The organism is Streptomyces sp. NPDC091416, from assembly GCF_044756845.1.
Classification (GTDB): Bacteria; Actinomycetota; Actinomycetes; order Streptomycetales; family Streptomycetaceae; genus Streptomyces.
The window spans coordinates 903,263-929,738 of the sequence record NZ_JBIVTU010000001.1; the positions used below are offsets into that span (position 1 = coordinate 903,263).

Below are 26,476 nucleotides of genomic sequence, written 5' to 3' on the forward strand. Positions count from 1 at the left end.
GGTCACCGCGCCCGCTCCACCCGCCGCTCGTCCCACACCGGCTCCGCCGTCTCCCGTACGAACCCGTCCGAACCGAACACCAAGTACCGGTCGAAGGACTTCGCGAACCACCGGTCGTGCGTAACGGCCATCACGGTGCCGTCGTACACCTCCAGGCCGTCCTGAAGGGCCTCCGCCGACTCCAGGTCCAGGTTGTCGGTCGGCTCGTCCAGCAGCAGGGCCGTCGTGCCGGCCAGCTCCAGAAGCAGGATCTGGAAGCGGGCCTGCTGACCGCCGGACAGCTTCTCGAACGGCTGGTCCCCCTGCCGCTCCAGCTCGTAGCGCCGCAGTACGGACATGGCGCCGCCCCGGTCCTTCGCCTGCTCCGTCCACAGGATCTCGACGAGCGTCTTGCCGAGCAGCTCGGGATGGGCGTGGGTCTGCGCGAAGTGGCCGGGCACCACCCTCGCCCCGAGCTTCCACTCCCCCGTGTGCGCCACCGGCTCGCCCGCCAGCAGGCGCAGGAAGTGCGACTTGCCCGACCCGTTGGAGCCCAGGACGGCGACGCGCTCGCCGTAGTAGATCTCCAGGTCGAACGGCTTCATCAGGCCGGTCAGCTCCAGGTTCGTGCAGGTCACCGCCCGCACCCCGGTCCGGCCGCCGCGCAGCCGCATCCTGATGTCCTGCTCGCGCGGCGGCTCCGGCGGCGGGCCGGCCTCCTCGAACTTCTTGAAGCGGGTCTGCATCGCGTGGTAGCGGTTCGCCATGTCGGGGCTGTTCGCCGCCTGCTGCCGCATCCGCAGGACGAGCGCCTTCAGCCGGGCGTGCTCCTCCTCCCAGCGGCGCAGCAGTTCCTCGAAGCGCGCGAAGCGCTCCTTGCGGGCCTGGTGGTACGTGGCGAAGCCGCCGCCGTGCACCCAGACGTCGCTGCCGGCCGGGCTGGGCTCCACGCTGACGATCTTCTCGGCAGCGCGGGAGAGCAGCTCCCGGTCGTGGGAGACGAAGAGGACCGTCTTACGGGTCTCCTTCAGCTTCTCCTCCAGCCAGCGCTTGCCGGGGACGTCCAGATAGTTGTCCGGCTCGTCGAGCAGCAGCACCTCGTCGGGCCCGCGCAGCAGCGCCTCCAGCACCAGCCGCTTCTGCTCACCGCCGGACAGGGTGCGCACCTCGCGCCACTGCGCCTTCTCGTACGGGACGCCGAGCGCGGCCATGGTGCACATGTCCCAGACCGTCTCGGACTCGTACCCGCGCGCCTCCGCCCAGTCGCTCAGTGCCTGCGCGTACGTCATCTGCGCGGCCTCGTCGTCGGTGGTGAGGATCAGCTCCTCGGCCCGGTCGACCGCCTGCGCGGCCTCGCGGATCCGGGGCTGGGCGACGGACACCAGCAGGTCCCGCACCGTGCGCTCGTCGCGCACCGAGCCGACGAACTGCTGCATCACGCCGAGCCCGCCGCTCACCGAGACCGAGCCGCCGTGCGGCTGGATCTCCCCGGCGAGCAGCCGCAGCAGCGTGGTCTTCCCGGCGCCGTTGGCCCCGACGAGGGCGACGACGGCACCGTCCGCGACGCGGAACGAGGCATCGCCGAGCAGTACCCGCCCGTCCGGTAGGTAGTACTCGAGATGGCCTGCTTCAAGATGTCCCATGCCAAGCATTGTCACGGTCGGCGAAGCCCTGGCCCAACCGGATTACCCGGGGCCCGGGCCCTTGCGTTCGAATCAGGACGGATCAGGGAGCCGGGCCCGGTGCGTGCGGCTGCAAGGCGGAGGAGGCGAGTCGCTGCGGAGCATCGGTGATGGACGACAACGCCGCAGGTGTGCGCGCCGGGCCCCGGGAGCCCGGCATGATTCGAACGAAAGGGCCTAGGATTCGGCCCATGAGCTTTGGGCAAGGGGGGCCCTCCTGGGGGCCCGGGGGCACTGGGACTCCGGACTGGGCGGCACTGGCCGAGGCATCGGCGGCACGCGCCAGGCGCAAGAGGTGGCTGATGATCGGCGGGGGCGCGCTGGCCACCGCCGCCGTCGCCGCGATCGTGGCGACGGCGGTCATCTCGACCAACAAGAACGACTCCGGCGGCTCGTCCGGCAAGAACGCGAGCGAGCTGCCGTCGGCGACCGATCTGCCGAGCCAGTCGGCGGTGCCGGAGCCGTCGTTCTCGTCGGTGGCCCCGGCGCCCCCGCCGGATCCGAAGGACTACATATCCGACGTGCGCAAGGACCGGGCGCCCGTCACCGTGGACGCCTTCTTCCCCGGCAAGAAGCTGACGATGGGTGACCGCGTCTACGCCAAGGGCGCGACGCACCGCACCACGAAGTGCGCCACGACCACCCAGGGCGCGCTCGGCTCGATCCTCACCAACAACGGCTGCGACCAGGTCGTCCGGGCCACGTACAGCCGCAGCGGCGTGGCCGTGACCGTCGGCCTCGCGGTCTTCGAGACCGAGGCCCAGGCCAGGAAGGCCGCCCAGCAGGCCAGCGGGGGCCTGGCGTCGCTGAGCGGGGCGGGGGTGCCGACGTTCTGCCGCGGCGGCGCGGTCTGCCGGCGCACCGCCAACTCCTACGGCCGGTACGCCTACTTCACGGTGGGCGGCTTCACCAGCGGCAAGAACGTCACCAAGAGCGACAGGAACGTGTTCGCCGTCGGCGACGACCTGACGAACTTCACCTTCCGCCAGATCCGCCACCGCGGCGAGGTCCAGGCCTCGGCCGCCGCCACCGCCGTCCCCACCGCCTGACCGCCCGTCCTTCGGTTCAGTCACCCTCCCGGATGCGGAGAACCGCTGCTGTGCGTCTCGTCTTCCTGGTCTCCTTCCTGCGCATCCTGCGCCACCGCGACGCCATCGGTGCCGACCTGGCGCCCGACGAGGCGGTGGTCCTGGACCCGCCGGACGCCCCGCTGCGCGCCGCCCTCACCGCGGCGACGGCCGGCGACCACGCCCCGGCCAAGGAGCTCCTCGCCTCGACCCGGGCGCACGCGCAGTGGGAGCGCAGGGACGCGTACGTGAGCCGGCTGGCCCGGACCGCGCTGCACCACGACGGCTGGCTGGACGCCTGGCTGGCGGAGTCCCCCGAGGACCCCGACGCCCTCCTCGTCGTCGCCGACTTCCACCTCCACCAGGCGTGGCAGGTACGGACGGGCGCCCGTGCCAAGGACGTCGAACAGGACCAGTTCCAGGCCTTCTTCGCGCTGCTGGAGGACGCCGTGCCGGTGATCGGCGCCGCGGCCGAGCTCAACCCCGCGGACCCGGTCCCCTGGCGCATCGCGCTCACCCACGCCCGCGGCATGCAGGCCCCGCGCGAGGTCTTCGACGCGTATCTCGCCGAGGCCGAGGCCCGCGACCCGCACCACTTCGGCTGCCACGCGCAGGCGCTCCAGTACCTGTGCGCCAAGTGGTACGGCTCGCACGAGGAGATGTTCCGGTACGCGGAGCGGGTGGCCGCCTCCGCCCCGCCCGGCTCCCGGCTGCACTCCCTGCCGCTCCAGGCCGCGCTGGAGTACCGGCTGTCCGAGGCGGACGAGCCCGAGGGCCCCGACCCGTACGGCCCCAAGGTCGACGCGGCCCTCACCCGCGCCCTGGCCCTCTCCGACACCTACGACGGGGCGGGCGACCGCGAGGCCGCCGGATTCCGCAACGAACTGGCCCTGCTGCTGATCATGTCGGGCCGGTCGGCCGAGGCCCTCGACGTGTTCCGGGCCATCGGCGTCCACGCCACCGAGTACCCGTGGAACCGGCTCGGCGACCCCCGGGCCGAGTTCCTCGAAGCCCGGTCCGACGTCCGGCTGGACCTGGCCGCGGAGATCCCGTTCTTCGGCCGCCCGCCCGAGCCGCCCGCCGTCGCCCCCGACTGGGCGGCCCTCACCCCGCGCGCGGTCGCGATCGTCCCCGCGCCCCCGGCCGCCGTCGCCCAGGCGGCCCTGATCTGCGGCTTCTCACTGCGTACGGCCCCGGCGGGCGAGGGCTACAGCTATGTCGAACTGGTCCCCGAGGCCGCGCGCGGACGACGGGCGGCGCTGCTCCCGGAGGAGCCGCTGACCGCGGCGGCGGAGACCTTCACGACGGGTGAGACCTGGCCCGCCCTGATCCTGCACCGCACCCCCGAGCGCTGCACCGTCACGGCCCTCCACCAGGGCAGGCGGACCGCCACGCACACCTGGGACGCCGAGTCCCCCGCCCCCGACCACGCCGACGTGCAGGACACCGCCGCGGACCTCGCCCGTCTGTACCGGGTGGCGGACCCGCGCCCGCTGGCCCACATCCTGCGCGCCACCGGCGACCCGGTCCGCCACCAGGCCGACCTGGTGACCGCCCTCGGTCTGCCGCCCGTCCCGCCCGGCTTCGGCGGCGACACCGAGATCCTCGGCGGGATCCCGGGGGCCCGGGTGCAGGTCCGCCGCTCGATCCTGGCGGGGATGCGCGACACGATGACGACGAGCACGGGCAGCCACCCGTCCGCGCCGGACGACGGCAGCCCGCGGACGGCCCGCTGGTGGCTGACGCGTACCGCCGCGCTGGCGGTCGTGGGCACGGCCGCGGTCCTCGCCTGGTGGAGCCCGCGGGTCGGCTGGTTCCGCGCCTCGCTGCTGAGCGGCGCGGCGCTGTACCTGGCGGGCTCCCTCACCTCCGCGCTGCGCAAGCGCGCACGCCGGGCATCCTGACCGGCCGTCAGCAGCAGCCGGCCCCCGGCAGCGTCCGCACGTTGCGCGCCTCCACCGCCCTGGCCGCGAGCAACTCGTCGGCGGGATAGGCGACTTCCTCCAGCGTCAGCCCGTGCGGCCGCACCACGTGCACCCCGGGATCGCGCACCCGTGCGGCGAGGACCTCGGCCGGCCACGGAGACGGGCGGCGGCCGTCCCCCACGAACAGCATCGACCCGACCAGTGCCCGCACCATGTTGTGGCAGAAGGCGTCGGCCTGCACGGTCCCGGTGATGATCCCGGACGCCTCGTCACGTACCCAACTCAGCTTCTGCAGCGTCCGGATGGTCGTCGCGCCCTCGCGCTTCTTGCAGTACGCGGCGAAGTCGTGCTCCCCCGTCATGCGCGCCGCCGCCGCGTTCATCGCAACGAGGTCCAACTCCCGGTCGTGCCACAGCACATGACCCCGTACCAGCGGATCGACGCCGCCGGGCCCGTCCGAGATCCGGTACGCGTACCGGCGCCACAGGGCCGAGAAGCGGGCGTTGAACCCGGCCGGCGCCTCCTCGATCCGCCGGATCCGCACATCGGGCGCCATCCGCCCGGCCATCCGCCGCAGCAGCTTCGGAGCGTGCTCGGCCCACACCTCGTCCGGCAGGTCCACATGTGCGACCTGGCCCCGGGAGTGCACCCCGGCATCGGTACGCCCGGCCACGGTCAGGTCGTAGGTGCGCGAGGAGCGGGTCACGGTCCGCAGCGCATCCTCGATCTCCCCCTGAACGGTCCGCCGGCCGGTCTGCTTCGCCCAGCCCGAGAAGTCCTTGCCGTCATAGGCCAGGTCCAGCCGCACCCGTACGAAGCCGGGCTCCACCACGTCACTCACACCAGCGATCCTCTCAAGATCCGTACACAGCGAAACGGGCCCGCACCGCCCCGAAGGGTGATGCGGGCCCGTCCCAGAGGTCTCAGAACGCTCAGGCGTCCTTGGACTCCTCGTCGGCCTCGGCCGGCTTGGCGTCCTCGACGGACTCGACCGGGGTCTCGTCCTTCTTGAGGGCGTCTTCCTTGACCGCGCGCTTCGTGGCGGCCTCGGCCTCACCGGTGGCGGCCTGCGCCACGGTCAGGGCCTCGACCAGCTCGATGACGGCCATCGGGGCGTTGTCGCCACGACGGTTACCGATCTTGGTGATGCGGGTGTAACCACCGGGGCGGTTCTCGTACCGCGGCGCGATCTCGGTGAAGAGCGTGTGCACGATGCCCTTGTCCGTGATCGACTGCAGCACCAGGCGACGGTTGTGGATGTCGCCCTTCTTCGCCTTGGTGATGAAACGCTCGGCGACCGGACGCAGGCGGCGGGCCTTGGCCTCGGTCGTGGTGATGCGGCCGTGCTCGAACAGCGACTTCGCGAGGTTGTTGAGAAGAAGCTTCTCGTGCGCAGCGCTGCCGCCCAGACGGGCACCCTTGGCGGGCTGAGGCATGGTTTTCTCCTTGTGTGCTGCACCGGCCGTATCAGGTACCGGTGTCAGTTCCCGCGCGGCGGTCGCCACGCGGAAGTTCGGTAGGACGGGGCCCTCGCGTACGAGCCGCGATCAAGCCCGTCCGGCGATTGAGGGCGAAGCCCTCGCCCGGTCCGGGGTGCCCGTCAAGGACAGGCACCCCGTCCGGAGGCGACTCAGTACTGCTCGGTCTCCACGAAACCGGCGTCCGCGTCGTCGTCCGCGCCGAACGCGTCGGCGGCGGCGGTCGGGTCGAAGCCGGGAGGCGAGTCCTTCAGCGCCAGGCCCATACCGGCCAGCTTCGCCTTGACCTCGTCGATCGACTTCGCACCGAAGTTGCGGATGTCGAGCAGGTCCGCCTCGGAGCGGGCCACGAGCTCGCCCACCGAGTGGATGCCCTCGCGCTTGAGGCAGTTGTACGAGCGGACCGTGAGCTCCAGCTCCTCGATCGGCAGCGCCAGATCGGCGGCGAGAGCGGCGTCCGTGGGCGAGGGGCCCATGTCGATGCCCTCGGCGTCGATGTTGAGCTCGCGCGCCAGACCGAACAGCTCGACCAGGGTCTTGCCGGCCGACGCCATGGCGTCACGGGGACGCATGGCCTGCTTGGTCTCGACGTCGACGATCAGCTTGTCGAAGTCGGTGCGCTGCTCGACACGGGTCGCCTCGACCTTGTACGTGACCTTGAGCACCGGCGAGTAGATGGAGTCGACCGGGATCCGGCCGATCTCCTGGCCCGCCTGCTTGTTCTGGACGGCGGAGACGTAGCCGCGACCGCGCTCGACGGTCAGCTCCATCTCCAGCTTGCCCTTGCCGTTCAGCGTGGCCAGGACGAGGTCCGGGTTGTGGACCTCGACACCGGCCGGCGGGGCGATGTCGGCAGCGGTGACCAGGCCGGGACCCTGCTTGCGCAGGTACATCACGACCGGCTCGTCGTGCTCCGAGGAGACGACCAGCTGCTTGATGTTGAGGATGAGGTCGGTCACGTCCTCCTTGACGCCCGGCACGGTGGTGAACTCGTGCAGGACACCGTCGATACGGATGCTGGTGACAGCGGCACCCGGGATCGAGGAGAGGAGCGTGCGGCGCAGGGAGTTGCCGAGCGTGTAACCGAAGCCCGGCTCCAGCGGCTCGATGACGAACCGCGAGCGGAACTCGTCAACGACCTCTTCGGTCAGCGACGGACGCTGAGCGATAAGCATGTGTGAATCCTTCAGTCGTGGGCGCCCACTATTTGACACCCGACAGATGAAACAAGGATACGGGCGGCATGCCTCCGAAGAGGCATACCGCCCGAATCCACGCTATTGACCGGACACGGCCGTCACCGGCCGTGGCGGATCAGACGCGGCGACGCTTCGGCGGACGGCAGCCGTTGTGCGGCGTCGGGGTGACGTCCTGGATCGAACCGACCTCCAGGCCCGTGGCCTGCAGGGAGCGGATCGCGGTCTCGCGGCCGGAGCCCGGACCCTTGACGAAGACGTCAACCTTGCGCATGCCGTGCTCCTGCGCGCGGCGGGCGGCCGACTCGGCGGCCATCTGCGCGGCGAAGGGGGTGGACTTGCGCGAGCCCTTGAAGCCGACGTGGCCGGCGGAGGCCCAGGAGATCACGTTGCCCGAGGGGTCCGTGATCGAGACGATGGTGTTGTTGAACGTGCTCTTGATGTGCGCGTGGCCGTGAGCGACGTTCTTCTTTTCCTTGCGACGCACCTTCTTGGCTGCGCCCTGACGACCCTTGGGGGGCATGTCTTGACTCCAGATGGAGAGGGGAGGTGATCGGTCCTACAGCGAAGACCGCTGGATGCTGCGGATGTCCGGGGATCCGGACGCTCGCAGTGCGTCCGCTGAGGACTACTTCTTGCCCGGCTTCTTCTTACCGGCGATCGCGCGACGCGGACCCTTGCGGGTACGGGCGTTCGTGCTGGTGCGCTGGCCGTGGACCGGCAGACCGCGACGGTGGCGGATGCCCTGGTAGCAGCCGATCTCGATCTTGCGGCGGATGTCGCCCTGGATCTCGCGGCGAAGGTCACCCTCGGTGCGGAGGTTGGCGTCCACGTACTCGCGGATCTTGACCAGGTCCTCTTCGGCCAGGTCACGAACGCGGGTGTTCGGGTTCACGCCTGCGGCGGCGAGGATCTCCTTGGACCGGGTGCGCCCGATACCGAAGACGTAGGTGAGGGCAACCTCCACGCGCTTTTCGCGCGGGATGTCAACACCTGAAACGCGTGCCATTCAATGGCTCCAGTTGTTATTTCGGGGGTCTTCCGCAGTGCCACTCCCGACCGCCGACCTCTCGGTGAGAGGTGGTACGTCCGGGTCCCCGGCCCCCGCCGGAGGTGTCGTCAGCCGTGGCTTGGACGGGCACTGCGTATGTACGTTTACGTGCGTCGCGCGAAGTACTGCGAGATGCGAGGGGGTCGTGCGTCAGCCCTGGCGCTGCTTGTGGCGCAGGTTGTCGCAGATGACCATGACCCGACCGTGACGGCGGATCACCTTGCACTTGTCGCAGATCTTCTTGACGCTCGGCTTGACCTTCATGGGATGTCAGGTTCTCCGGGTCAGTGCCACCACCCCGCCGAAGCGGGATGCGGGCAAGATCTACTTGTAGCGGTAGACGATCCGGCCACGCGTCAGGTCGTACGGGGAGAGCTCCACCACGACCCGGTCGTCCGGGAGGATACGGATGTAGTGCATCCGCATCTTGCCGGAGATGTGCGCGAGGACCTTGTGACCGTTCTGGAGTTCCACCTTGAACATGGCGTTCGGGAGGGACTCGATCACGGTGCCCTCAATTTCGATGGCACCTTGCTTCTTGGCCACGCTTCGCCTTTCGAATCGGCTACCTTGATCGACTTCGGTCACTCGTATGCGGACACACGGATGCACGAGAGCCGACGAGTCAGTCTACGTCAGCGGACTCCAAAAGACGAATCCGTCAAGTTTGCCCACCGCGGCTGATCCTTAGACCTCCGGGTGGCCGTCAATCAGCCCAGCGGGTCGGGTGCCACCTCCACCCCGGCCCCTCCCCCACGCAGACCTCGCGAGCTCGGCGCCGGGGCGCCTCACAGGCTTCGGCCCGCCGCGCCGGGGCTCCGCCCGCCGGACGGAGCTCAGCCCAGCGGGTCGGGTGCCACCTCCACCCCGTACGGAGCCAGCCGCTCGCGGCCGCAGTCCGGGGCGGTCAGGACCAGCGGGCCCTGCTCGGTGAGGGCGATGGAGTGCTCCCAGTGGGAGGACCAGGTGCCGTCGGTGGTGATGACGGTCCACTCGTCCTCCAGCACCTCGGTACGGGCCGTGCCGAGCGACACCATCGGCTCGATGGCCAGGCAGAGACCCGGGACCAGCTTGATGCCCTTGCCGCGCTTGCGGGCGACGTAGTTCAGCAGGTGCGGGTCCATGTGCATCTCGGTGCCGATGCCGTGCCCGCCGTAGTCCTCGATGATCCCGTACTTGCCCGTCGCCGGACGGGGCTGGCGGCGGATGTAGGACTCGATCGCCTTCGAGATGTCGACCAGGCGGTTGTTCACCTTCATCGCGGCGATGCCGGCCCACATCGACTCCTCGGTCACCCGGGACAGCTCGATGAGCTCCGGAGCGTGACCGGTGCCGACGAAGGCCGTGTAGGCCGCGTCGCCGTGCCAGCCGTCGACGATCGCGCCGGCGTCGATGGAGATGATGTCGCCGTCCTTGAGGACGGTCTTGTCGTCCGGGATGCCGTGGACGACGACCTCGTTCACCGAGGTGCAGATCGTCGCGGGGAACCCGCCGTATCCGAGGAAGTTCGACTTCGCGCCGTGGTCGGCGATCACCTTGCGGGCGACCTGGTCCAGGTCCTGCGTGGTGGAGCCGGGCACCGCCGCCTCACGGGTGGCCGCGTGGATGGCAGCGACCACCAGCCCCGCCTCACGCATCTTCGCGATCTGCTCGGGGGTCTTGATCTGCACCATGCTGCGGCGCCTTTCCGGGAGGGAGGTGAAGGGGCGGGTAATCCACGATACGGCGGCAAACAGTCGGCCGCGGCGCCCAAGGACGCCGCGGCCGACTGCACTGCATGTACTACGGGTGTGCTCTCAGCCCTTGTCGGACTTCAGAGCCTCCATGGCCCGCTCGGTCACATCGGTGACCTTGCCGAGCGCGGAGATGGTGACCACCAGGTTCTGCGCCCTGTAGTAGTCGATGATCGGCTCGGTCTGCGTGTGGTAGACCTCGAGCCGGGTGCGGACCGTCTCTTCGCTGTCGTCGTCGCGCTGGTACAGCTCGCCGCCACAGGTGTCGCAGACACCCTCGGTCTTCGGCGGGTTGTACGTCACGTGGAACACGTGCGCGCTCTCGTTGCGGCAGACCCGGCGGCCCGCGATGCGCTTCACGACCTCGTCCTCGGGGACTTCGAGGTCGAGTACCGCGTCCAGCTTTACGCCCTCGTCCTTGAGCATCACATCGAGGGCCTCGGCCTGACCCACGTTGCGCGGGAAGCCGTCGAGCAGGAAGCCGTTGACCGCGTCCGGCTGGGACATGCGGTCCTTGGCCATCCCGATCGTGACCTCGTCCGGCACCAGCTGTCCCGCGTCCATGTAGGCGCGGGCCTGCTTGCCAAGGTCGGTGCCCTGGCTGATGTTGGCGCGGAAGAGGTCGCCCGTGGAGATGTGCGGAATCGACAGGTTCTTGGCAAGGTACGCAGCCTGCGTTCCCTTGCCGGCACCCGGCGGGCCGACGAGGACGATTCGCATCAGCGGAGGAACCCTTCGTAATTGCGCTGCTGGAGCTGACTCTCGATCTGCTTCACGGTTTCCAGACCCACACCCACGATGATGAGGATGCTCGTCCCGCCGAACGGGAAGTTCTGGTTGGCCCCACCGAAGCCTGCCAACGCCATCGTCGGCACAAGAGCGATCAGACCCAGATACAGCGAGCCCGGCCAAGTGATCCTGTTGAGCACGTAGCTCAGGTACTCGGCAGTAGGTCGACCTGCCCGGATACCCGGGATGAAGCCACCATACTTCTTCATGTTGTCGGCGACTTCCTCGGGGTTGAACGAGATCGCCACATAGAAGAAGGCGAAGAACACGATCAACAGGAAGTACGCGGTGATGTAGTACGGGTGGTCGCCCTTGACGAAGTGGTCCTGGATCCAGGTCGCCCAGCCCGCGGTGGAGTTGGAGAACTGGACGATCAGGGCCGGGATGTAGAGCAGCGAAGAAGCGAAGATGACGGGGATCACACCCGCCTGGTTCACCTTCAGCGGGATGTACGTGGACGTACCACCGTACGACCTGCGGCCGATCATGCGCTTCGCGTACTGGACCGGGATCCTGCGCTGGGCCTGCTCGACGAAGACGACGAGCGCCACCATCACGAAGCCGATCAGGATGACGGTCGCGAACTCGATCCAGCCGTCCGCGAGCTTGCCGCTCGTCTTGATGGCCCAGATGGCGCCGGGGAAGCTGGCGGCGATCGAGATGAACATCAGGATCGACATGCCGTTGCCGATGCCGCGGTCGGTGATGAGCTCACCGAGCCACATGACGGCGGCCGTGCCGGCGGTCATCGTGATGACCATGACGACCGTCGTGAACATCGACTGGTTCGGGACGATCTGGTCGGCGACCGGGCAGCCGCTGAAGAGCGCACCGCTGCGTGCGGTGGCCACCAGACCGGTGCCCTGGAGGATGGCGAGCGCGACCGTCAGATAACGCGTGTACTGCGTGATCTTGGCCTGGCCGGACTGCCCCTCCTTCTTGAGCGCCTCGAGTCGGGGAATCACCACGGTCAGCAGCTGAAGAATGATGCTGGCCGTGATGTACGGCATGATGCCGAGCGCGAAGATCGTGATCTGCAGCAGTGCACCACCGCTGAACATGTTCACCAGGCCGAAGAGGCTGTTGTTGCCCTTACTGGCCTGGTCAACACAGGTCTGGACGTTCTCGTAGCTCACTCCCGGCACAGGGATGTGCGCCCCGAGCCGGTAGAGCACGATGATGCCGAGCGTGAAGAACAGCTTCTTGCGCAGGTCGGGCGTCTTGAACGCCCGGGCGAACGCGGTGAGCACGGTGCCTCCTGCGACCCCCGCGCAATGCGTAGAGGTGACGGTCTTGAGGTTCGATGAATAAGTGATAGCCAAAGGGCCCAAGGCGCTTGCGCCCAGGGCTTACCACAGCAACGGAGGCCACCTTACCGGCGTACATGCCCCCCTAGGAACGACCAACCGGGGATGCCCCATATGAGAGGCATCCCCGGTTGGATGTTCAGGTCACCGAATGGTCCGAGTTGTCTCAGACCAGCTCGGTGACGGTGCCGCCCGCAGCGGCAATCTTCTCCTTGGCGGAGCCGGAGACGGCGTCAACCGAAACCTGCAGTGCCACGGAGATCTCGCCCTGTCCGAGGACCTTGACGAGGTGGTTGTTGCGCACAGCGCCCTTGGCGACCAGGTCGGCCACCGTGACCTCTCCACCCTCGGGGTAGAGCGTCGCGAGCTTGTCCAGGTTCACGACCTGGTACTCGGTGCGGAACGGGTTCTTGAAGCCCTTGAGCTTCGGGAGACGCATGTGGAGGGGCATCTGCCCACCCTCGAAGCGCTCCGGAACCTGGTAACGGGCCTTGGTGCCCTTGGTACCACGACCAGCGGTCTTACCCTTGGATGCCTCACCACGACCCACACGGGTCTTGGCGGTCTTGGCACCCGGGGCAGGCCGGAGGTCATGCGCCTTCAGCGGCTTGTTCTCCGCCATGTCAGTCGACCTCCTCAACCGTCACGAGGTGGCGGACGGTGTGAACCATTCCGCGGAACTCGGGGCGGTCCTCCTTGACAACCGAGTCGTTCAGGCGCTTGAGCCCGAGCGAACGCAGGGTGTCGCGGTGGTTCTGCTTGCTGCCGATGTACGACTTCGTCTGCGTGATCTTGAGACGGGCCATTACGCACCCGCTCCCGCACGCGCACGAAGCAGAGCCGCGGGGGCGACGTCCTCGAGGGGCAGACCACGGCGAGCCGCGATCTCCTCGGGACGCTGCAGGCCCTGGAGGGCCGCCACGGTCGCGTGCACGATGTTGATCGGGTTCGAAGAACCGAGCGACTTCGACAGGATGTCGTGAACGCCGGCGCACTCCAGAACGGCGCGCACCGGGCCACCGGCGATAACACCGGTACCGGGGGAAGCAGGCTTGAGCAGAACGACGCCCGCAGCCTTCTCGCCCTGGATCGGGTGAGGGATGGTGCCCTGGATACGCGGAACCTTGAAGAAGTTCTTCTTGGCTTCTTCCACGCCCTTGGCAATGGCCGCGGGAACTTCCTTGGCCTTGCCGTAACCGACACCGACGGTGCCGTCACCATCGCCCACCACGACCAGCGCGGTGAAGCTGAAGCGACGACCACCCTTCACAACCTTGGCGACACGGTTGATCGCGACGACGCGCTCGACGTACGCGGTCTTCTCGGCGGCAGCAGCGCCGCCGTCACGGCCCTTCCGGTCCCGCCGCTCGCCGCCACCGGCACCGCTTCCGCGGCGCTGGGGTCCAGCCATTGGATTTACCTCTCTCTGTTACGTCCGCTGTGCGTAGGAACCGGGGCTTAGAACTTCAGCCCGGCTTCACGGGCGGCGTCAGCCAGAGCGGCAATCCGCCCGGCGTACTGGTTACCACCGCGGTCAAACACGACGGCCTCGACGCCTGCGGCCTTGGCACGCTCGGCGACCAGGGCGCCGACCTGCTTGGCCTGGCTGCTCTTGTCGCCCTCGCCACCACGGATGGAGACGTCCAGGGTCGACGCCGACGCGAGCGTGTGGCCCGCGATGTCGTCGATGACCTGAGCCACCATGTGGCGGTTGGAACGCGTCACAACCAAGCGCGGACGCTCCGGCGAACCGGAGATGTGCTTGCGGACGCGGATGTGGCGACGCTTGAGAGCGGCACGCTTGTACGCGTCGCCCTTGGCGATCTTTACGCCGTATGCCATCGCTACTTACCAGCCTTTCCGACCTTGCGGCGGATGACCTCGCCGGCGTACTTGACGCCCTTGGCCTTGTACGGGTCAGGCTTCCGCAGCTTGCGGATCTTGGCCGCGGTCTCGCCGACCTTCTGCTTGTCGATGCCCTCGACGGTGAACTTCGTGGGGGACTCCACCTTGAAGGTGATGCCCTCCGGGGCCTCGATCAGGATCGGGTGGCTGTAGCCCAGGGCGAACTCCAGGTTGGAGCCCTTCGCCTGGACGCGGTAACCGACACCACTGATCTCGAGCGCCTTGATGTATCCCGTGGTCACGCCGGTGATCATGTTCGCCACCAGCGTGCGGGACAGGCCGTGAAGGGCCTTGTTCTGACGCTCGTCGTTCGGGCGGGCGACGTTCAGGACGCCGTCCTCACCCTTGGTGACCTCGATCGGCGACGCGACGGTGTGCGAGAGGGTGCCCTTGGGCCCCTTCACCGCGACCGTGCGGCCATCGATGGTGACGTCCACACCGGCGGGAACCTGGATGGGGAGCTTGCCGATTCGCGACATGAGCTATTCCTCCGTTCCCGACTACCAGACGTAGGCGAGGACTTCCCCACCTACGCCCTTCTTGCTGGCCTGCTGGCCGGTCAGGAGACCGTGGGACGTGGAGATGATCGCCACGCCCAGGCCGCCGAGAACCTTCGGCAGATTGGTGGACTTTGCGTATACACGCAGACCCGGCTTCGAGATTCGCTTGATGCCGGCGATCGAGCGCTCGCGGTTCGGGCCGAACTTCAGCTCGAGGACGAGGTTCTTGCCAACCTCGGCGTCCTCGACCTTCCAGCCCGTGATGAAGCCCTCCTGCTGGAGGATCTCCGCGATGTGCGACTTGATCTTGCTGTGCGGCATCGTGACGTCGTCGTGATACGCCGAGTTCGCGTTACGCAGACGCGTGAGCATGTCTGCGATGGGATCAGTCATGGTCATGAGTTGGCCTTCGGCCTCTCTCGCCGGGGTTTCCTGTATGCGCCATCCCTCTCCCCACTCAGAGGCAGGACGGGTGCGGTGCGGGGACCTACGGCGTAGTAAGTCGGTCTTGGGCGGCAGGCGCCCAACCCCACAAGCCTACGGCATGTGAGGCCGGGCTCCTGCCGACCAGATGCTTACCGAGAGTCTCCGGTGATTCCCAACGCCCAAGGGGCGAAGGAGAATTACCAGGAGCTCTTGGTCACGCCCGGCAGCTCGCCACGGTGAGCCATCTCACGAAGGCACACGCGGCACAGGCCGAACTTGCGGTAGACGGAGTGGGGCCGGCCGCAGCGCTGGCACCGGGTGTAACCCCGGACGCCGAACTTCGGCTTACGGGCGGCCTTAGCGATCAGAGCCTTCTTCGCCACGGTCAGTTCTCCTTGAACGGGAAGCCGAGGTGACGAAGGAGGGCACGACCCTCGTCGTCATTGGTCGCCGTGGTGACCACGGTGATGTCCATGCCCCGGACCCGGTCGATCTTGTCCTGGTCGATCTCGTGGAACATGACCTGCTCCGTGAGACCGAAGGTGTAGTTGCCACGGCCGTCGAACTGCTTCGGCGACAGGCCACGGAAGTCACGGATACGCGGAAGCGCGAGCGACAGCGTACGGTCCAGGAACTCCCACATGCGGTCACCACGGAGGGTGACGTGGCAGCCGATCGGCTGCCCCTCGCGCAGCTTGAACTGCGCGATCGACTTGCGGGCCTTGGTGACGGCCGGCTTCTGACCGGTGATCGTGGTGAGGTCGCGCACGGCGCCATCGATCAGCTTGGAGTCGCGGGCGGCGTCGCCCACACCCATGTTGACCACGATCTTGACCAGACCGGGAACCTGCATGACGTTCTCGTAGGAGAACTCCTCACGCAGCTTGCCGACGATTTCCTCGCGGTAGCGCGTCTTGAGACGCGGCGCAGTGGTGGTAGTCATCAGATGTCCTCACCGGTGCGCTTGGCAACGCGGATCTTGTTGCCCTCGTCGTCAAAGCGGTAGCCGACGCGAGTAACGACCTTGTTGCCGTCCTTCTCAACAACCAGCTGCACGTTGCTGACGTGGACGGGGGCCTCGGTCGTCACAATGCCACCGGTCTGGGAACCGCGAGCGGTCTGACCGGCCTTGGTGTGCTTCTTGACCCGGTTGACACCCTCGACGAGGACGCGGTCCTGAGCAGGGTAGGCAACGATGACCTTGCCCTGCTTGCCCTTGTCCTTACCGGTGATGACCTGAACCAGGTCGCCCTTCTTGATCTTCATGCTTACAGCACCTCCGGCGCGAGCGAGATGATCTTCATGAACTTCTTCTCGCGCAGCTCACGGCCCACCGGGCCGAAGATACGGGTGCCGCGGGGGTCGCCGTCGTTCTTCAGAATGACGGCGGCGTTCTCGTCGAAGCGGATGTACGAGCCATCCTGACGACGACGCTCCTTGACGGTGCGAACGATGACGGCCTTGACGACGTCACCCTTCTTCACGTTGCCACCGGGGATCGCGTCCTTGACGGTGGCGACGATGACGTCACCGATGCCCGCGTAGCGGCGACCCGAGCCACCGAGAACACGGATGGTGAGAATTTCCTTCGCACCCGTGTTGTCGGCGACGCGCAGTCGCGACTCCTGCTGGATCACGTCTATCTCCTGATCGTCTGCCGGTTCCCGGCGGGGGCCGCTCCGTTACCGGAACGGGCCCCCGCCGAGCCTGGCGGAACCTGCCTGAAGGGGAAGCCCCTCAGGAATTACTTGGCCTTCTCGAGGATCTCGACGATGCGCCACCGCTTCGTGGCGGACAGCGGCCGGGTCTCCATGAGGAGGACACGGTCGCCGACGCCGGCGGCGTTCTGCTCGTCGTGAGCCTTGAGCTTGTTCGTACGGCGGATGACCTTGCCGTACAGCGCGTGCTTGACGCGGTCCTCGACAGCGACGACGACGGTCTTGTCCATCTTGTCGCTGACGACGAGACCCTCACGGGTCTTGCGGAAACCGCGGTCGGTGTTCGTCTCAGTCACAGTCTTCTCGCTCATCAGACGCTCTCCACCGTCTCGATGCCGAGCTCGCGCTCACGCATCAGGGTGTAGATCCGGGCGATGTCCTTACGGACGGACTTGAGCCGGCCGTGGTTCTCGAGCTGTCCGGTCGCCGCCTGGAAGCGGAGGTTGAACAGCTCTTCCTTGGCCTCGCGGAGCTTGTTGAGGAGCTCCTCGTTGCCCAGCTCGCGCAGCTCGGACGTCTTGGTACCGGCCGACATCACGACTCACCTGCCTCGCGCCGAACAATCCGGCACTTCATCGGAAGCTTGTGAGCAGCGCGGGTGAGCGCCTCACGAGCAATCTTCTCGTTCGGGTAGGACAGCTCGAACATCACCCGGCCCGGCTTGACGTTCGCGATCCACCACTCGGGAGAACCCTTACCGGAACCCATGCGGGTCTCGGCAGGCTTCTTCGTCAGGGGACGGTCCGGGTAGATGTTGATCCAGACCTTGCCGCCACGCTTGATGTGACGGGTCATCGCGATACGAGCGGACTCGATCTGACGGTTCGTCACGTACGCCGGGGTCAGCGCCTGGATGCCGTACTCGCCGAACGCAACCTGCGTGCCACCCTTGGACATACCGCTGCGCTTCGGGTGGTGCTGCTTGCGGTGCTTGACCCTACGGGGGATCAGCATTTCGGTCAGGCCTCCGTTCCGGTGCTCTCAGCAGCCGGAGCAGCGGCGGACGCCTCGGCCTTGGGGGCCTCGGCGGCCGGAGCCGACTGCTGCGGCTTACGGCCGCGACCGCCACGCTCGCCACCACGGCCACCGCGGCCGGCCGGACGGTCAGCGCCGCCACGGGCCGGGCGGTTGCCCGCACGGGCAGCAGCGTTCTCGGCGCGGACCTCGGCGATGTTCTTGACGTCGCCCTTGTAGATCCAGACCTTCACGCCGATGCGGCCGAAGGTCGTCTTGGCCTCGAAGAAGCCGTAGTCAACGTTCGCACGGAGGGTGTGCAGGGGCACGCGGCCCTCGCGGTAGAACTCCGAGCGGGACATCTCGGCGCCGCCGAGGCGACCGCCGCACTGGATCTTGATGCCCTTGGCGCCGGCCTTCATCGAGCTCTGCATGCTCTTACGCATGGCGCGACGGAAGGAGACGCGGGAGGAGAGCTGCTCGGCGACGGCCTGGGCCACCAGCTGAGCGTCAACCTCGGGGTTCTTGACCTCGAGGATGTTCAGCTGGACCTGCTTGCCGGTCAGCTTCTCCAGCTCGCCACGGATGCGGTCGGCCTCGGCGCCGCGGCGGCCGATGACGATGCCCGGGCGGGCGGTGTGGATGTCAACGCGGACGCGGTCGCGGGTGCGCTCGATCTCAACCTTCGAGATGCCGGCTCGCTCCATGCCCTTCGTCATCATGCGACGAATGGCGACGTCTTCCTTGACGTAGTCCTTGTACAGCTTGTCGGCGTACCAACGGGACTTGAAGTCCGTGGTAATGCCGAGCCGGAACCCGTGCGGGTTTACCTTCTGGCCCATTACCGGGTTCCTTCCTTGCTGCTGACGACCACGGTGATGTGGCTGGTCCGCTTACGGATCCGGTAGGCACGGCCCTGAGCACGCGGACGGAACCGCTTCAGGGTCGGGCCCTCGTCCACGTACGCCTCGCTGATGACCAGCGAAGAGGCGTCAGGGTGGTCGTAGTTGTGTGCAGCGTTGGCGATGGCGCTGTCAAGCACCTTGCCAACCGGCACGCTCGCGGCCTGCGGGGCGAAACGCAGGACCGCCTGAGCCTCCGTGGCATCCATGCCACGGATGAGGTCCACCACTCGGCGGGCCTTCATGGGCGTGACGCGGATGTACCGCGCCTGGGCCCTGGCTTCCATGGTTGTCCCTTCGGTGTGAGTCATAGTCGTTTCCACCCCGCGCTAGCGGCGCTTCGACTTCCGGTCGTCCTTGACGTGGCCGCGGAAGGTGCGAGTCGGCGAGAACTCGCCGAGCTTGTGGCCGACCATCGACTCGGTGACGAACACCGGGACGTGAATCTTGCCGTTGTGCACCGCGATGGTGTGACCCAGCATGGCCGGGATGATCATCGAGCGACGGGACCAGGTCTTGATGACGTTCTTGGTGCCAGCTTCGTTCTGGACATCCACCTTCTTGACGAGGTGGCCGTCGACGAAGGGCCCCTTCTTGAGACTGCGCGGCATCTAAACCCGCTCCTAGCGCTTCTTGTTCGTCTTGCGGCGGCGGACGATGTACTTGCTCGATGCCTTCTTCGGCGAGCGAGTACGACCCTCCTTCTGACCCCACGGCGAGACCGGGTGACGTCCACCGGAGGTCTTGCCTTCACCACCACCGTGCGGGTGGTCAACCGGGTTCATCGCGACACCGCGGACGGACGGGCGAACGCCCTTCCAGCGCATACGGCCGGCCTTGCCCCAGTTGATGTTCGACTGCTCGGCGTTGCCGACCTCACCGATCGTGGCGCGGCAGCGGGCGTCGACCAGGCGGATCTCACCCGACGGCATACGAAGGTGGGCCATGGTGCCCTCCTTCGCCAGCAGCTGCACGGAGGCACCCGCGGAACGGGCGAACTTCGCGCCGCCGCCGGGCCGCAGCTCGATGGCGTGGATGGTCGTACCGACCGGGATGTTGCGCAGCGCCAGGTTGTTGCCGGGCTTGATGTCGGCGGCCGGGCCGTTCTCGACACGGTCGCCCTGACCCAGGCCACGCGGCGCGATGATGTAGCGCTTCTCGCCGTCCGCGTAGTGCAGGAGCGCGATGCGCGCGGTGCGGTTCGGGTCGTACTCGATGTGCGCGACCTTGGCCGGCACGCCGTCCTTGTCGTGACGACGGAAGTCGATCACGCGGTAGGCGCGCTTGTGGCCACCACCCTGGTGGCGAACGGTCACACGACCGGTGTTGTTACGGCCGCCCTTGCTGTGCAGGGGGCGGACCAGCGACTTCTCCGGCGTGGACCGCGTGATCTCGACAAAGTCGGCGACGCTGGAGCCACGACGGCCCGGGGTCGTCGGCTTGTACTTGCGGATACCCATTTCTCAGTCCTCGTCCGATTCCGGACGACTCGACCTCCGTTAGGAGGTCGGGCCGCCGAAGATGTCGATACGGTCGCCCTCAGCGAGGGTCACGATGGCGCGCTTGGTGTCAGCGCGCTTGCCGAAACCGGTCTTGGTGCGCTTGCGCTTACCCTGACGGTTGATCGTGTTGACCCCGGTGACCTTGACCGAGAAGACCGCTTCCACGGCCTGCTTGATCTGGGTCTTGTTGGAGCCGGGCGCGACGATGAACGTGTACTTGTTCTCGTCGAGCAGCGCGTAGCTCTTCTCCGAAACAACCGGCTTGACGAGAACGTCACGCGGGTCGGAGTAGGTCTTGCTGGTAACGGTCGCCTCGCTCATCAGGCGTCGCTCCCTTCGGTCTCAGCGGTCTGGGGGCCAGACACGAAGGACTCGAAGGCGGCCTGGGTGAAGACCACGTCGTCAGAGACGATCACGTCGTACGTGTTCAGCTGGCCCGGCTCCAGGATGTGCACCTGGGGCAGGTTGCGTGCGGAGAGCCACGCGGCCTCGTCGTTGCGGTCGACGACCAGGAGCACGTTCTTGCGCTCCGAGATCTTGCCGAACAGCGACTTGGCGGCCTTCGTGGAGACTCCACCCTCGACCACGCCGGTGACGACGTGGATGCGGGAGTGACGCGCCCGGTCGGAGAGGGCACCGCGCAGGGCGGCGGCCTTCATCTTCTTGGGGGTGCGCTGCGAGTAGTCACGCGGCTGCGGGCCGTGGACGACGCCACCGCCGACGAACTGCGGCGCGCGGGTCGAGCCCTGACGGGCGCGGCCGGTGCCCTTCTGGCGGTACGGCTTGCGCCCACCACCACGGACTTCGCCGCGGGTCTTGGTCTTGTGCGTGCCCTGACGGGCAGCAGCCAGCTGTGCGACGACGACCTGGTGGATCAGCGGAACGCTGGTCTTCGCGTCGAAGATCTCCGAGGGGAGCTCGACGGTACCGGCCTTGTCGCCTGCCGGCGAAAGGATGTCAATGGTGCTCATTACCTCAAGCCCCCTTGGCCGCGGTACGGACCAGGACGAGGCCGCCGTTCGGACCGGGGACCGCGCCCTTGATGAGGAGCAGACCCTTCTCCGCGTCAACCGCGTGGATGGTCAGGTTCTGGGTGGTGACGCGCTCGTTACCCATACGACCGGCCATGCGCATGCCCTTGAAGACACGCCCAGGGGTGGCGCAGCCACCGATCGAACCCGGGGAACGGTGCTTGCGCTGGACGCCGTGGCCGGCGCCGAGGCCCTTGAAGTTGTGACGCTTCATGACACCGGCGAAGCCCTTGCCCTTGCTCTTGCCCGTGACGTCAACCTTGACGCCGGACTCGAACACCTGGGCGGTGATCTCCTGGCCCAGCGTGTACTCGCTGGCGTCAGGGGTGCGGAGCTCCACCAGGTGGCGGCGCGGAGTCACGTCGGCCTTGGCGAAGTGACCCTTGAGGGGCTTGTTCACCTTGCGCGGGTCGATCTCGCCGAAGGCGATCTGGACCGACTCGTAGCCGTCGCTGTCGTTCGTACGAACCTGCGTCACGACGCACGGACCGGCCTTGACGACGGTCACCGGGACAACCCGGTTGTTCTCGTCCCAGACCTGGGTCATACCGAGCTTCTCGCCCAGGACGCCCTTGATGTTCTTGCTCATCTCGGCCCGTCCCCTCAGAGCTTGATCTCGATGTCGACGCCAGCCGGAAGGTCGAGGCGCATCAGCGAGTCAACCGTCTTCGGCGTGGGGTCGAGAATGTCGATGAGGCGCTTGTGCGTGCGCATCTCGAAGTGCTCGCGAGAGTCCTTGTACTTGTGCGGCGACTTGATGACGCAGTACACGTTCTTCTCAGTGGGCAGCGGCACCGGGCCCGCGACCGACGCACCAGTGCGGGTCACCGTCTCGACGATCTTCTTCGCCGAGGAGTCGATGACCTCGTGGTCGTAGGCCTTGAGCCGGATGCGGATCTTCTGTCCCGCCATGGCTACTAGTAGTCCTGTCTCTCGTAACGCTCTGGAACCCGGGGTTCTAGTAACTCCGCCTCCGACCCACGCGGTCGGGCGTGTCGCATCCCCTCTACGAAAATCTCCCGAAGGAGATCCCAACCAAGGGGGTGCGGGCCTGAGACCGCGCTGCCGGGGGTGAAACCCCACCGGGCGCCTGGCCGGTGCCACACATACGCTTCCCGAAAGATTCCCGTACGTCCGGCCCTTACAGGGCCGACGAGTACTGTGGGACTCGCTTCCGGTCCTCCCGGCGGGAGGCGCGCAGCATTGACACTCAACCGAGCAACCTGGTCAGTGTGCCATACGGGGCACGAGCCTGGCCAATCGGGCGGAGGATCTTACCCCCCGCGCCACCGTGGTCAAACGCGGGCACGAATCGTGAGGACCGGCCCGTCCTCCCTGCCGCGATATTGGGTCGAGCGCCACAGGCCCCCGCCCCTAGTGTGACCGGCCGGGACGGCGACTCACGGGGGCACAGAACATGCGTACGCACTATCCACGGACCCCGCATCTGCCCTGGTCACCCGGGGCCACCTCGGACGACGTGCGTCTGACCGACCTCGCCGGGCTGACCGGCTCCGAGGTCGTGGTCACCGAGAAGCTGGACGGCGAGAACACCACGCTGTACGCGGACGGGCTGCACGCCCGCTCCCTCGACTCTGCGCACCATCCCTCCCGCGGCCGCGTCAAGGCTCTCCAGGGCCGCATCGGCCCGCGCATCCCGGCGGGGTGGCGGATCTGCGGCGAGAACATGTTCGCCCGCCATTCGATCCCGTACGAGGACCTGGCGAGCCACTTCTACGGCTTCTCCGTCTGGGACGGCGAGGTCTGCCTGGACTGGGACCTGACCGTGGACTTCCTGCGTGACCTGGGCGTCCCGACGCCGCCCGTGCTGTGGCGCGGCGTGTTCGACGCCCGGGCCGAGAAGGCGCTGCGCGCGCTGAGACCGGACACGGAGCGGCAGGAGGGGTACGTCGTCCGGCCCGCCGAGACCTTCCCGGCCGCGGCGTTCAAGCGGCGGGTGGCGAAGTGGGTGCGGCCGGGCCATGTGACGACGGACACCCACTGGATGCACGCGGCGGTGGTGGAGAACGGGCTCGGCCCGGCCGCCGCCCTGTGGGCCGTGCGCTCGGGCGCCCCGGTGGACCCGGCGGCGCTCGCCGCGGCGGTCGCCGCCGGGACGGGTGGCGCGCCGGAGAGCGCCCCGGCGCACCCCGCGGCGCTCTCCGGCGCCGCGGGCGGCACCGGACCCGGCGACGCACCGGCCGCCCTCGCGACGGCCGACGCCCTGGACGCACGGGGCAGCACCGGCGACGACCGGCTGGCCGGGGTGCTCGCCGCCCTGCTGCACCGCACCCGCCGGGCCGCACTCGCCCCGGCGCTCGCCGGACCGCTCGGGATGCCGCTCGCCCGGCGCGTCGCGGACCTGGTCGGCCTGTACCCCTCCCTGCACCGCCCCTACCCGGACGACGAGCGCCACGGCGGCCTGGCCCGGATGGCGCTCGCCGCCGGCCTGCCGGTCCTGCACGCGCTGGCCGGGGCCCTGGCCGAGACGCCCGAGGCCCGTGAGCAGGTGGAGTGGTCGGCGCTGCACGCGGCGGACGTGGCGGAACCGTCCGGCCTGTCCGAGGCCTTCGCCGGCCTGGAGCCGGAGACCGCCGCCCGCTGCCTGGCGCAGGCCCGCGAGGCGTACGCGCTGGGCCGCGTCAGCACCGCGGAGGAGGCGCTCGCCGCGACCTGGCGGTGGCGGTCCGGCGACTTCCCGCGCCTGATCCACCTGGCCGGCCCCTCCGGCAGCGGCAAGAGCACGTTCGGCCGCGGTCTGCCGGGCATCGCCACGTATCTCTCGCTCGACGACCTGCGCGAGTCCCGCGGATCGCGCGCCGACCAGAGCGGCAACGCGGACGTCCTGCGCGAGGGGCTGGAGCGCCTCGACGCCGCCCTCGTCCCCGGCGCGACCGTGGTCTGGGACGCCACCTCGCTCAACCCGCGCCAGCGCTCCCTGATCCACACGGTCGCCCGGCGCAGGGACGCCCTGGTCACCCACGCCGTGGCCTGGATCGGCGCGGACGAACTCACCGCGCGCAACGCCCGGCGCAGCCACCCCGTGCCCCCGGATGTCCTGGCCGCCCAGCTGCGCCGCTTCGTACCCCCGTACCCCGGCCAGGCCCACCGCACCTGGTACATCGGCACGAGCGGAACCGTGGAGGACCGGACCTGATGCGTACGAGCGAGGAGATCTACCACCGGGTCCGCTGGGACGCCCGCTTCGACCCGGCACGCTTCGTCCTGGGCGTCGCCCAGCGCGGCCGGGACCCCAAGCGGGTGCCGCTGGAGCGGTTCACGCCCGGCGGCGACATCCCCTGGCACCGGGTGCTGTTCTTCGAGGCGGACGGCGAAGTGGTGTGGGACCGGTCCTCGGGCACGGACCGGATCGACGCGACGGACGCGGGCCGGGTGCGCAGCCCGCGCCGCCTCCCGTCCCCCTGCTTCACCTCCCGCGTCCCGCACGCATTCTCCCCTTCCACGGGCACCTGGGAGCCGTCGCCCGGCCGGCCCCCGGGCGGCCCGGCCGGTTCGCTGACGGTGCTCACCTGGAACACGCTCTGGGACCGCTACGACAGCGACCGCATCGACACCGCCCGCCGCCGCCCGCTCCTGCTCGACGCCCTGCGCGCGGCGGACGCGGACGTCATCGCGCTCCAGGAGACGGAGCCCGCGCTGCTGGAACTGCTGCTGTCCTGCGACTGGATACGGGACGGATACGTCCTCGCCACCGACCCGGCGAACCACGACGTACCCGACTGCGGCCTCCTGCTGCTCAGCCGGCTGCCGGTGAGCGAGGCGGCCCTGCACGTGCTCGGCCCGCACAAGGCGGTGGCCGCCGCCGTCGTCGAGACGGCCGAGGGCCCCGTCACGGTGGCCGTGACCCACCTCAGCAGCGACCACTCCCCCGAAGGAGCCTCCCGCCGCGACACCGAGCTGGCCGATCTGGCGACGGGGTTGGCGGCGATCGACGGCGAGCTCCTGCTCGTCGGCGACTTCAACGACGGCGGCGACCATCCGCAGAACCGCCTGGCGATGACGGATGCCTGGACCGAGGTGCACGGCCCCGCCGACCGCACCCCGACCTTCGACCCGTCCGTGAACCCCCTGGCCGCCGTCTCCTCCCTCTCCGGCCGCGTCTCCCGGCTGGACAGGATCCTGCTGCGCACGGAACGGCTGCGCGCCCGGTCGGCGGCCCTGACCGGCGAGGTCCCCGGCCCGGAGGGTCTGTACGTCTCCGATCACTACGGGGTACGGGTGGAGCTGGGCCCGCCTCCGCCCATGGCGACCGAAGGAGTGGCGGACCGGGTCGCCGCCGCCCTCCCCGGCGCCCGCGTCCACGTCGTCGGCTCCCGGCGCATGGGCTGCGCGCTGCCCGGCGCGGACCTCGACCTGGTCGCGGCCCTGCCCGGCGCCTCGGAACCGTCGGGGGTGCACTCACGGCTGACGGCCGCCTTCCCGGAGGCCCGCGACCTGCGCGAGGTGTCCGGCGCCCGGGTGCCGGGCCTGCGCTGGCGGCTCGACGGCCTCCGGGTCGACCTGGTCACCGTGGCGACCGGGCCCCTCTCCCCCGCCGAGGCGGTCGCCCGCCGCTCCGAGCTGGGCGACGCGGCGGCCGTCGCGCTGAGCGCGGTGACCGACGCCGATGCGGTACTCGTGGCGGCGGATCCCTGCCGGGAGGCCTTCGCCGCTCTCGCCCGGGACGTCAAGGCGTGGGCGGCGGCGAGGGGCCTCGACTCCGCGCCCTGCGGCGGACTGCCGGGCCTCGCCTGGGCCGTACTCGCCGCGCGTACCGCCCATGAGGCCGGCGGCCTGCCGCCGCTCGCGCTGCTCCGGCACTTCTTCGCGACCTGGGCGGCGTGGGACTGGGACGAGACGGTGGGCGGGGCGGCGGCCACGGGTGACCCTGTCACGGTGCTGACGCCGACGGCTCCGGTGCGTTCCTGCACCACGCAGGTCTCCGTCGCGGGCCGCGATCTCCTGACCGCCGAGTTGTACCGGGCCTGGGAGGTCCTGGAGGCGGCGGAGGACGGCACCGACCCGCGTCCGCTGCTGTGCGCGCCGCCGCGCATGGCCGACCTGCACTCCTCCTGGGCACTGGCCTCCGTACCCCCGGGCGGCGCCGACGAGGGCCGGCTGCGCGGCAGGCTCCTGGCACTGGCCGCCGCCCTCGCCGAGGCGGGCGCCGCCGACTGCCGCGTCTGGCCGCGCCCGGTGACGGCCGACGGCCGCACGGGGTACGCGATCGGACTCGGCGCGACACCGCCGGACGGGGCGCGGCTGGCGGAGATCGGGGCGGAGGTGCTGCGGGGAATCCGGGACGCGTCGTTGGCGCCCGTACGTATATAG

36 protein-coding genes are annotated in these 26,476 nt (G+C 68.8%); 4 read left to right on the top strand and 32 right to left on the bottom strand.

Translation table 11 applies throughout. From position 1 onward, the window contains the following. Positions 1-2: 2 nt before the first annotated feature. Positions 3-1,622, bottom strand: a complete 1,620-nt coding sequence (locus tag ACIQMX_RS03870; protein WP_363067031.1) for an ATP-binding cassette domain-containing protein — start codon at positions 1,620-1,622, stop codon at positions 3-5. A gap of 230 nt (positions 1,623-1,852) precedes the next feature. Between ACIQMX_RS03870 and ACIQMX_RS03875 the strand changes: the two genes are divergently transcribed. Beyond that, positions 1,853-2,710, top strand: a complete 858-nt coding sequence (locus ACIQMX_RS03875) for a hypothetical protein (RefSeq protein WP_363067030.1) — start codon at positions 1,853-1,855, stop codon at positions 2,708-2,710. A 50-nt stretch (positions 2,711-2,760) separates the two neighbouring features. Further along, positions 2,761-4,632, top strand: a complete 1,872-nt coding sequence (locus ACIQMX_RS03880; protein ID WP_363067029.1) for a DUF4034 domain-containing protein — start codon at positions 2,761-2,763, stop codon at positions 4,630-4,632. Positions 4,633-4,639: 7 nt separating this feature from the next. Here the strand turns inward: ACIQMX_RS03880 and truA are convergent, their stop codons facing one another. The 31 genes from truA to rpsJ form a co-directional block, all read right to left on the bottom strand. Further along, positions 4,640-5,494, bottom strand: a complete 855-nt coding sequence (gene truA, locus ACIQMX_RS03885) for a tRNA pseudouridine(38-40) synthase TruA (protein WP_402474746.1) — start codon at positions 5,492-5,494, stop codon at positions 4,640-4,642. Between the two features lie 91 nt (positions 5,495-5,585). After that, entirely contained in the window at positions 5,586-6,089 is a 504-nt protein-coding gene (gene rplQ / locus ACIQMX_RS03890; protein ID WP_136328425.1) for a 50S ribosomal protein L17, read from the bottom strand. 194 nt (positions 6,090-6,283) lie between these two features. Further along, complete coding sequence (locus ACIQMX_RS03895; protein WP_024755423.1) at positions 6,284-7,306, bottom strand: DNA-directed RNA polymerase subunit alpha; 1,023 nt, start codon at positions 7,304-7,306, stop codon at positions 6,284-6,286. A gap of 139 nt (positions 7,307-7,445) precedes the next feature. Beyond that, positions 7,446-7,850, bottom strand: coding sequence for a 30S ribosomal protein S11 (rpsK, locus tag ACIQMX_RS03900; protein ID WP_003956432.1), 405 nt, complete (start codon positions 7,848-7,850; stop codon positions 7,446-7,448). Positions 7,851-7,955: 105 nt separating this feature from the next. Continuing rightward, entirely contained in the window at positions 7,956-8,336 is a 381-nt protein-coding gene (rpsM, locus tag ACIQMX_RS03905) for a 30S ribosomal protein S13 (protein ID WP_014154579.1), read from the bottom strand. A 192-nt stretch (positions 8,337-8,528) separates the two neighbouring features. After that, positions 8,529-8,642 (bottom strand): 50S ribosomal protein L36, encoded by a 114-nt coding sequence (gene rpmJ, locus ACIQMX_RS03910; RefSeq protein WP_003956441.1) that lies wholly within the window; start codon positions 8,640-8,642, stop codon positions 8,529-8,531. 60 nt (positions 8,643-8,702) lie between these two features. Continuing rightward, positions 8,703-8,924 carry a translation initiation factor IF-1 gene (infA, locus tag ACIQMX_RS03915; RefSeq protein ID WP_003956442.1) on the bottom strand — a complete coding sequence of 74 codons (222 nt, stop codon included), beginning with the start codon at positions 8,922-8,924 and terminating at the stop codon, positions 8,703-8,705. 290 nt (positions 8,925-9,214) lie between these two features. Beyond that, the gene (gene map / locus ACIQMX_RS03920; protein WP_363067027.1) at positions 9,215-10,051 is read right to left on the bottom strand and encodes a type I methionyl aminopeptidase; all 837 of its coding nucleotides are present in this window, start codon (positions 10,049-10,051) and stop codon (positions 9,215-9,217) included. A gap of 123 nt (positions 10,052-10,174) precedes the next feature. Next, positions 10,175-10,831 (bottom strand): adenylate kinase, encoded by a 657-nt coding sequence (locus tag ACIQMX_RS03925; RefSeq protein ID WP_148020237.1) that lies wholly within the window; start codon positions 10,829-10,831, stop codon positions 10,175-10,177. Further along, positions 10,831-12,150, bottom strand: a complete 1,320-nt coding sequence (gene secY / locus ACIQMX_RS03930; RefSeq protein ID WP_363067026.1) for a preprotein translocase subunit SecY — start codon at positions 12,148-12,150, stop codon at positions 10,831-10,833. The genes ACIQMX_RS03925 and secY overlap by 1 nt, the downstream gene beginning before the upstream one ends. Before the next feature lie 223 nt (positions 12,151-12,373). Continuing rightward, complete coding sequence (rplO, locus tag ACIQMX_RS03935; RefSeq protein ID WP_018550610.1) at positions 12,374-12,829, bottom strand: 50S ribosomal protein L15; 456 nt, start codon at positions 12,827-12,829, stop codon at positions 12,374-12,376. Position 12,830: 1 nt separating this feature from the next. Then, complete coding sequence (gene rpmD / locus ACIQMX_RS03940; protein ID WP_003966943.1) at positions 12,831-13,013, bottom strand: 50S ribosomal protein L30; 183 nt, start codon at positions 13,011-13,013, stop codon at positions 12,831-12,833. Next, on the bottom strand, positions 13,013-13,618 hold the full coding sequence (gene rpsE / locus ACIQMX_RS03945; protein ID WP_018101216.1) for a 30S ribosomal protein S5: 606 nt from the start codon (positions 13,616-13,618) through the stop codon (positions 13,013-13,015). Before rpsE ends, rpmD begins: the two co-directional genes overlap by 1 nt. Positions 13,619-13,665: 47 nt before the next feature. Then, complete coding sequence (rplR, locus tag ACIQMX_RS03950; RefSeq protein WP_018550612.1) at positions 13,666-14,049, bottom strand: 50S ribosomal protein L18; 384 nt, start codon at positions 14,047-14,049, stop codon at positions 13,666-13,668. 2 nt (positions 14,050-14,051) lie between these two features. Continuing rightward, complete coding sequence (rplF, locus tag ACIQMX_RS03955; protein WP_148020235.1) at positions 14,052-14,591, bottom strand: 50S ribosomal protein L6; 540 nt, start codon at positions 14,589-14,591, stop codon at positions 14,052-14,054. A gap of 21 nt (positions 14,592-14,612) precedes the next feature. Beyond that, positions 14,613-15,011: a 30S ribosomal protein S8 gene (gene rpsH / locus ACIQMX_RS03960; protein ID WP_018519291.1), complete on the bottom strand. Its 399-nt coding sequence runs from the start codon at positions 15,009-15,011 to the stop codon at positions 14,613-14,615. A 224-nt stretch (positions 15,012-15,235) separates the two neighbouring features. Beyond that, positions 15,236-15,421 carry a type Z 30S ribosomal protein S14 gene (locus tag ACIQMX_RS03965; RefSeq protein ID WP_003948630.1) on the bottom strand — a complete coding sequence of 62 codons (186 nt, stop codon included), beginning with the start codon at positions 15,419-15,421 and terminating at the stop codon, positions 15,236-15,238. 2 nt (positions 15,422-15,423) lie between these two features. Beyond that, a complete protein-coding gene (gene rplE, locus ACIQMX_RS03970) occupies positions 15,424-15,981 on the bottom strand; it encodes a 50S ribosomal protein L5 (protein ID WP_402474755.1) in 558 nt (185 codons plus the stop codon). Then, positions 15,981-16,304 (bottom strand): 50S ribosomal protein L24, encoded by a 324-nt coding sequence (rplX, locus tag ACIQMX_RS03975; protein ID WP_018550616.1) that lies wholly within the window; start codon positions 16,302-16,304, stop codon positions 15,981-15,983. Before rplX ends, rplE begins: the two co-directional genes overlap by 1 nt. 2 nt (positions 16,305-16,306) lie before the next feature. Continuing rightward, positions 16,307-16,675 carry a 50S ribosomal protein L14 gene (gene rplN, locus ACIQMX_RS03980; RefSeq protein ID WP_003966950.1) on the bottom strand — a complete coding sequence of 123 codons (369 nt, stop codon included), beginning with the start codon at positions 16,673-16,675 and terminating at the stop codon, positions 16,307-16,309. A 107-nt stretch (positions 16,676-16,782) separates the two neighbouring features. Beyond that, the gene (rpsQ, locus tag ACIQMX_RS03985; protein WP_073786784.1) at positions 16,783-17,067 is read right to left on the bottom strand and encodes a 30S ribosomal protein S17; all 285 of its coding nucleotides are present in this window, start codon (positions 17,065-17,067) and stop codon (positions 16,783-16,785) included. Then, positions 17,067-17,291 carry a 50S ribosomal protein L29 gene (gene rpmC, locus ACIQMX_RS03990; protein ID WP_024494976.1) on the bottom strand — a complete coding sequence of 75 codons (225 nt, stop codon included), beginning with the start codon at positions 17,289-17,291 and terminating at the stop codon, positions 17,067-17,069. The genes rpsQ and rpmC overlap by 1 nt, the downstream gene beginning before the upstream one ends. Further along, positions 17,291-17,710: a 50S ribosomal protein L16 gene (gene rplP / locus ACIQMX_RS03995; RefSeq protein WP_003966953.1), complete on the bottom strand. Its 420-nt coding sequence runs from the start codon at positions 17,708-17,710 to the stop codon at positions 17,291-17,293. The genes rpmC and rplP overlap by 1 nt, the downstream gene beginning before the upstream one ends. Before the next feature lie 5 nt (positions 17,711-17,715). Continuing rightward, a complete protein-coding gene (gene rpsC, locus ACIQMX_RS04000; protein ID WP_148020233.1) occupies positions 17,716-18,552 on the bottom strand; it encodes a 30S ribosomal protein S3 in 837 nt (278 codons plus the stop codon). Next, on the bottom strand, positions 18,552-18,899 hold the full coding sequence (gene rplV, locus ACIQMX_RS04005) for a 50S ribosomal protein L22 (RefSeq protein WP_026290933.1): 348 nt from the start codon (positions 18,897-18,899) through the stop codon (positions 18,552-18,554). The genes rpsC and rplV overlap by 1 nt, the downstream gene beginning before the upstream one ends. Positions 18,900-18,941: 42 nt before the next feature. Next, positions 18,942-19,223 carry a 30S ribosomal protein S19 gene (gene rpsS, locus ACIQMX_RS04010; RefSeq protein ID WP_015610726.1) on the bottom strand — a complete coding sequence of 94 codons (282 nt, stop codon included), beginning with the start codon at positions 19,221-19,223 and terminating at the stop codon, positions 18,942-18,944. A gap of 12 nt (positions 19,224-19,235) precedes the next feature. Continuing rightward, complete coding sequence (rplB, locus tag ACIQMX_RS04015; RefSeq protein WP_024494973.1) at positions 19,236-20,072, bottom strand: 50S ribosomal protein L2; 837 nt, start codon at positions 20,070-20,072, stop codon at positions 19,236-19,238. Positions 20,073-20,111: 39 nt separating this feature from the next. Continuing rightward, on the bottom strand, positions 20,112-20,435 hold the full coding sequence (gene rplW, locus ACIQMX_RS04020; protein WP_014154589.1) for a 50S ribosomal protein L23: 324 nt from the start codon (positions 20,433-20,435) through the stop codon (positions 20,112-20,114). Next, positions 20,435-21,085 (bottom strand): 50S ribosomal protein L4, encoded by a 651-nt coding sequence (rplD, locus tag ACIQMX_RS04025; protein WP_363067025.1) that lies wholly within the window; start codon positions 21,083-21,085, stop codon positions 20,435-20,437. The genes rplW and rplD overlap by 1 nt, the downstream gene beginning before the upstream one ends. Positions 21,086-21,089: 4 nt before the next feature. Beyond that, complete coding sequence (rplC, locus tag ACIQMX_RS04030; RefSeq protein WP_136328436.1) at positions 21,090-21,734, bottom strand: 50S ribosomal protein L3; 645 nt, start codon at positions 21,732-21,734, stop codon at positions 21,090-21,092. Between the two features lie 14 nt (positions 21,735-21,748). Next, positions 21,749-22,057 carry a 30S ribosomal protein S10 gene (gene rpsJ, locus ACIQMX_RS04035; protein ID WP_003948644.1) on the bottom strand — a complete coding sequence of 103 codons (309 nt, stop codon included), beginning with the start codon at positions 22,055-22,057 and terminating at the stop codon, positions 21,749-21,751. Between the two features lie 505 nt (positions 22,058-22,562). On the opposite strand from rpsJ, the gene ACIQMX_RS04040 reads away from it, so the two are divergent. Together ACIQMX_RS04040 and ACIQMX_RS04045 are read left to right on the top strand one after the other, a co-directional pair. Further along, positions 22,563-24,302, top strand: a complete 1,740-nt coding sequence (locus ACIQMX_RS04040; RefSeq protein ID WP_402474763.1) for an RNA ligase family protein — start codon at positions 22,563-22,565, stop codon at positions 24,300-24,302. Continuing rightward, the gene (locus ACIQMX_RS04045) at positions 24,302-26,476 is read left to right on the top strand and encodes a poly(A) polymerase (protein ID WP_363067023.1); all 2,175 of its coding nucleotides are present in this window, start codon (positions 24,302-24,304) and stop codon (positions 26,474-26,476) included. Before ACIQMX_RS04040 ends, ACIQMX_RS04045 begins: the two co-directional genes overlap by 1 nt.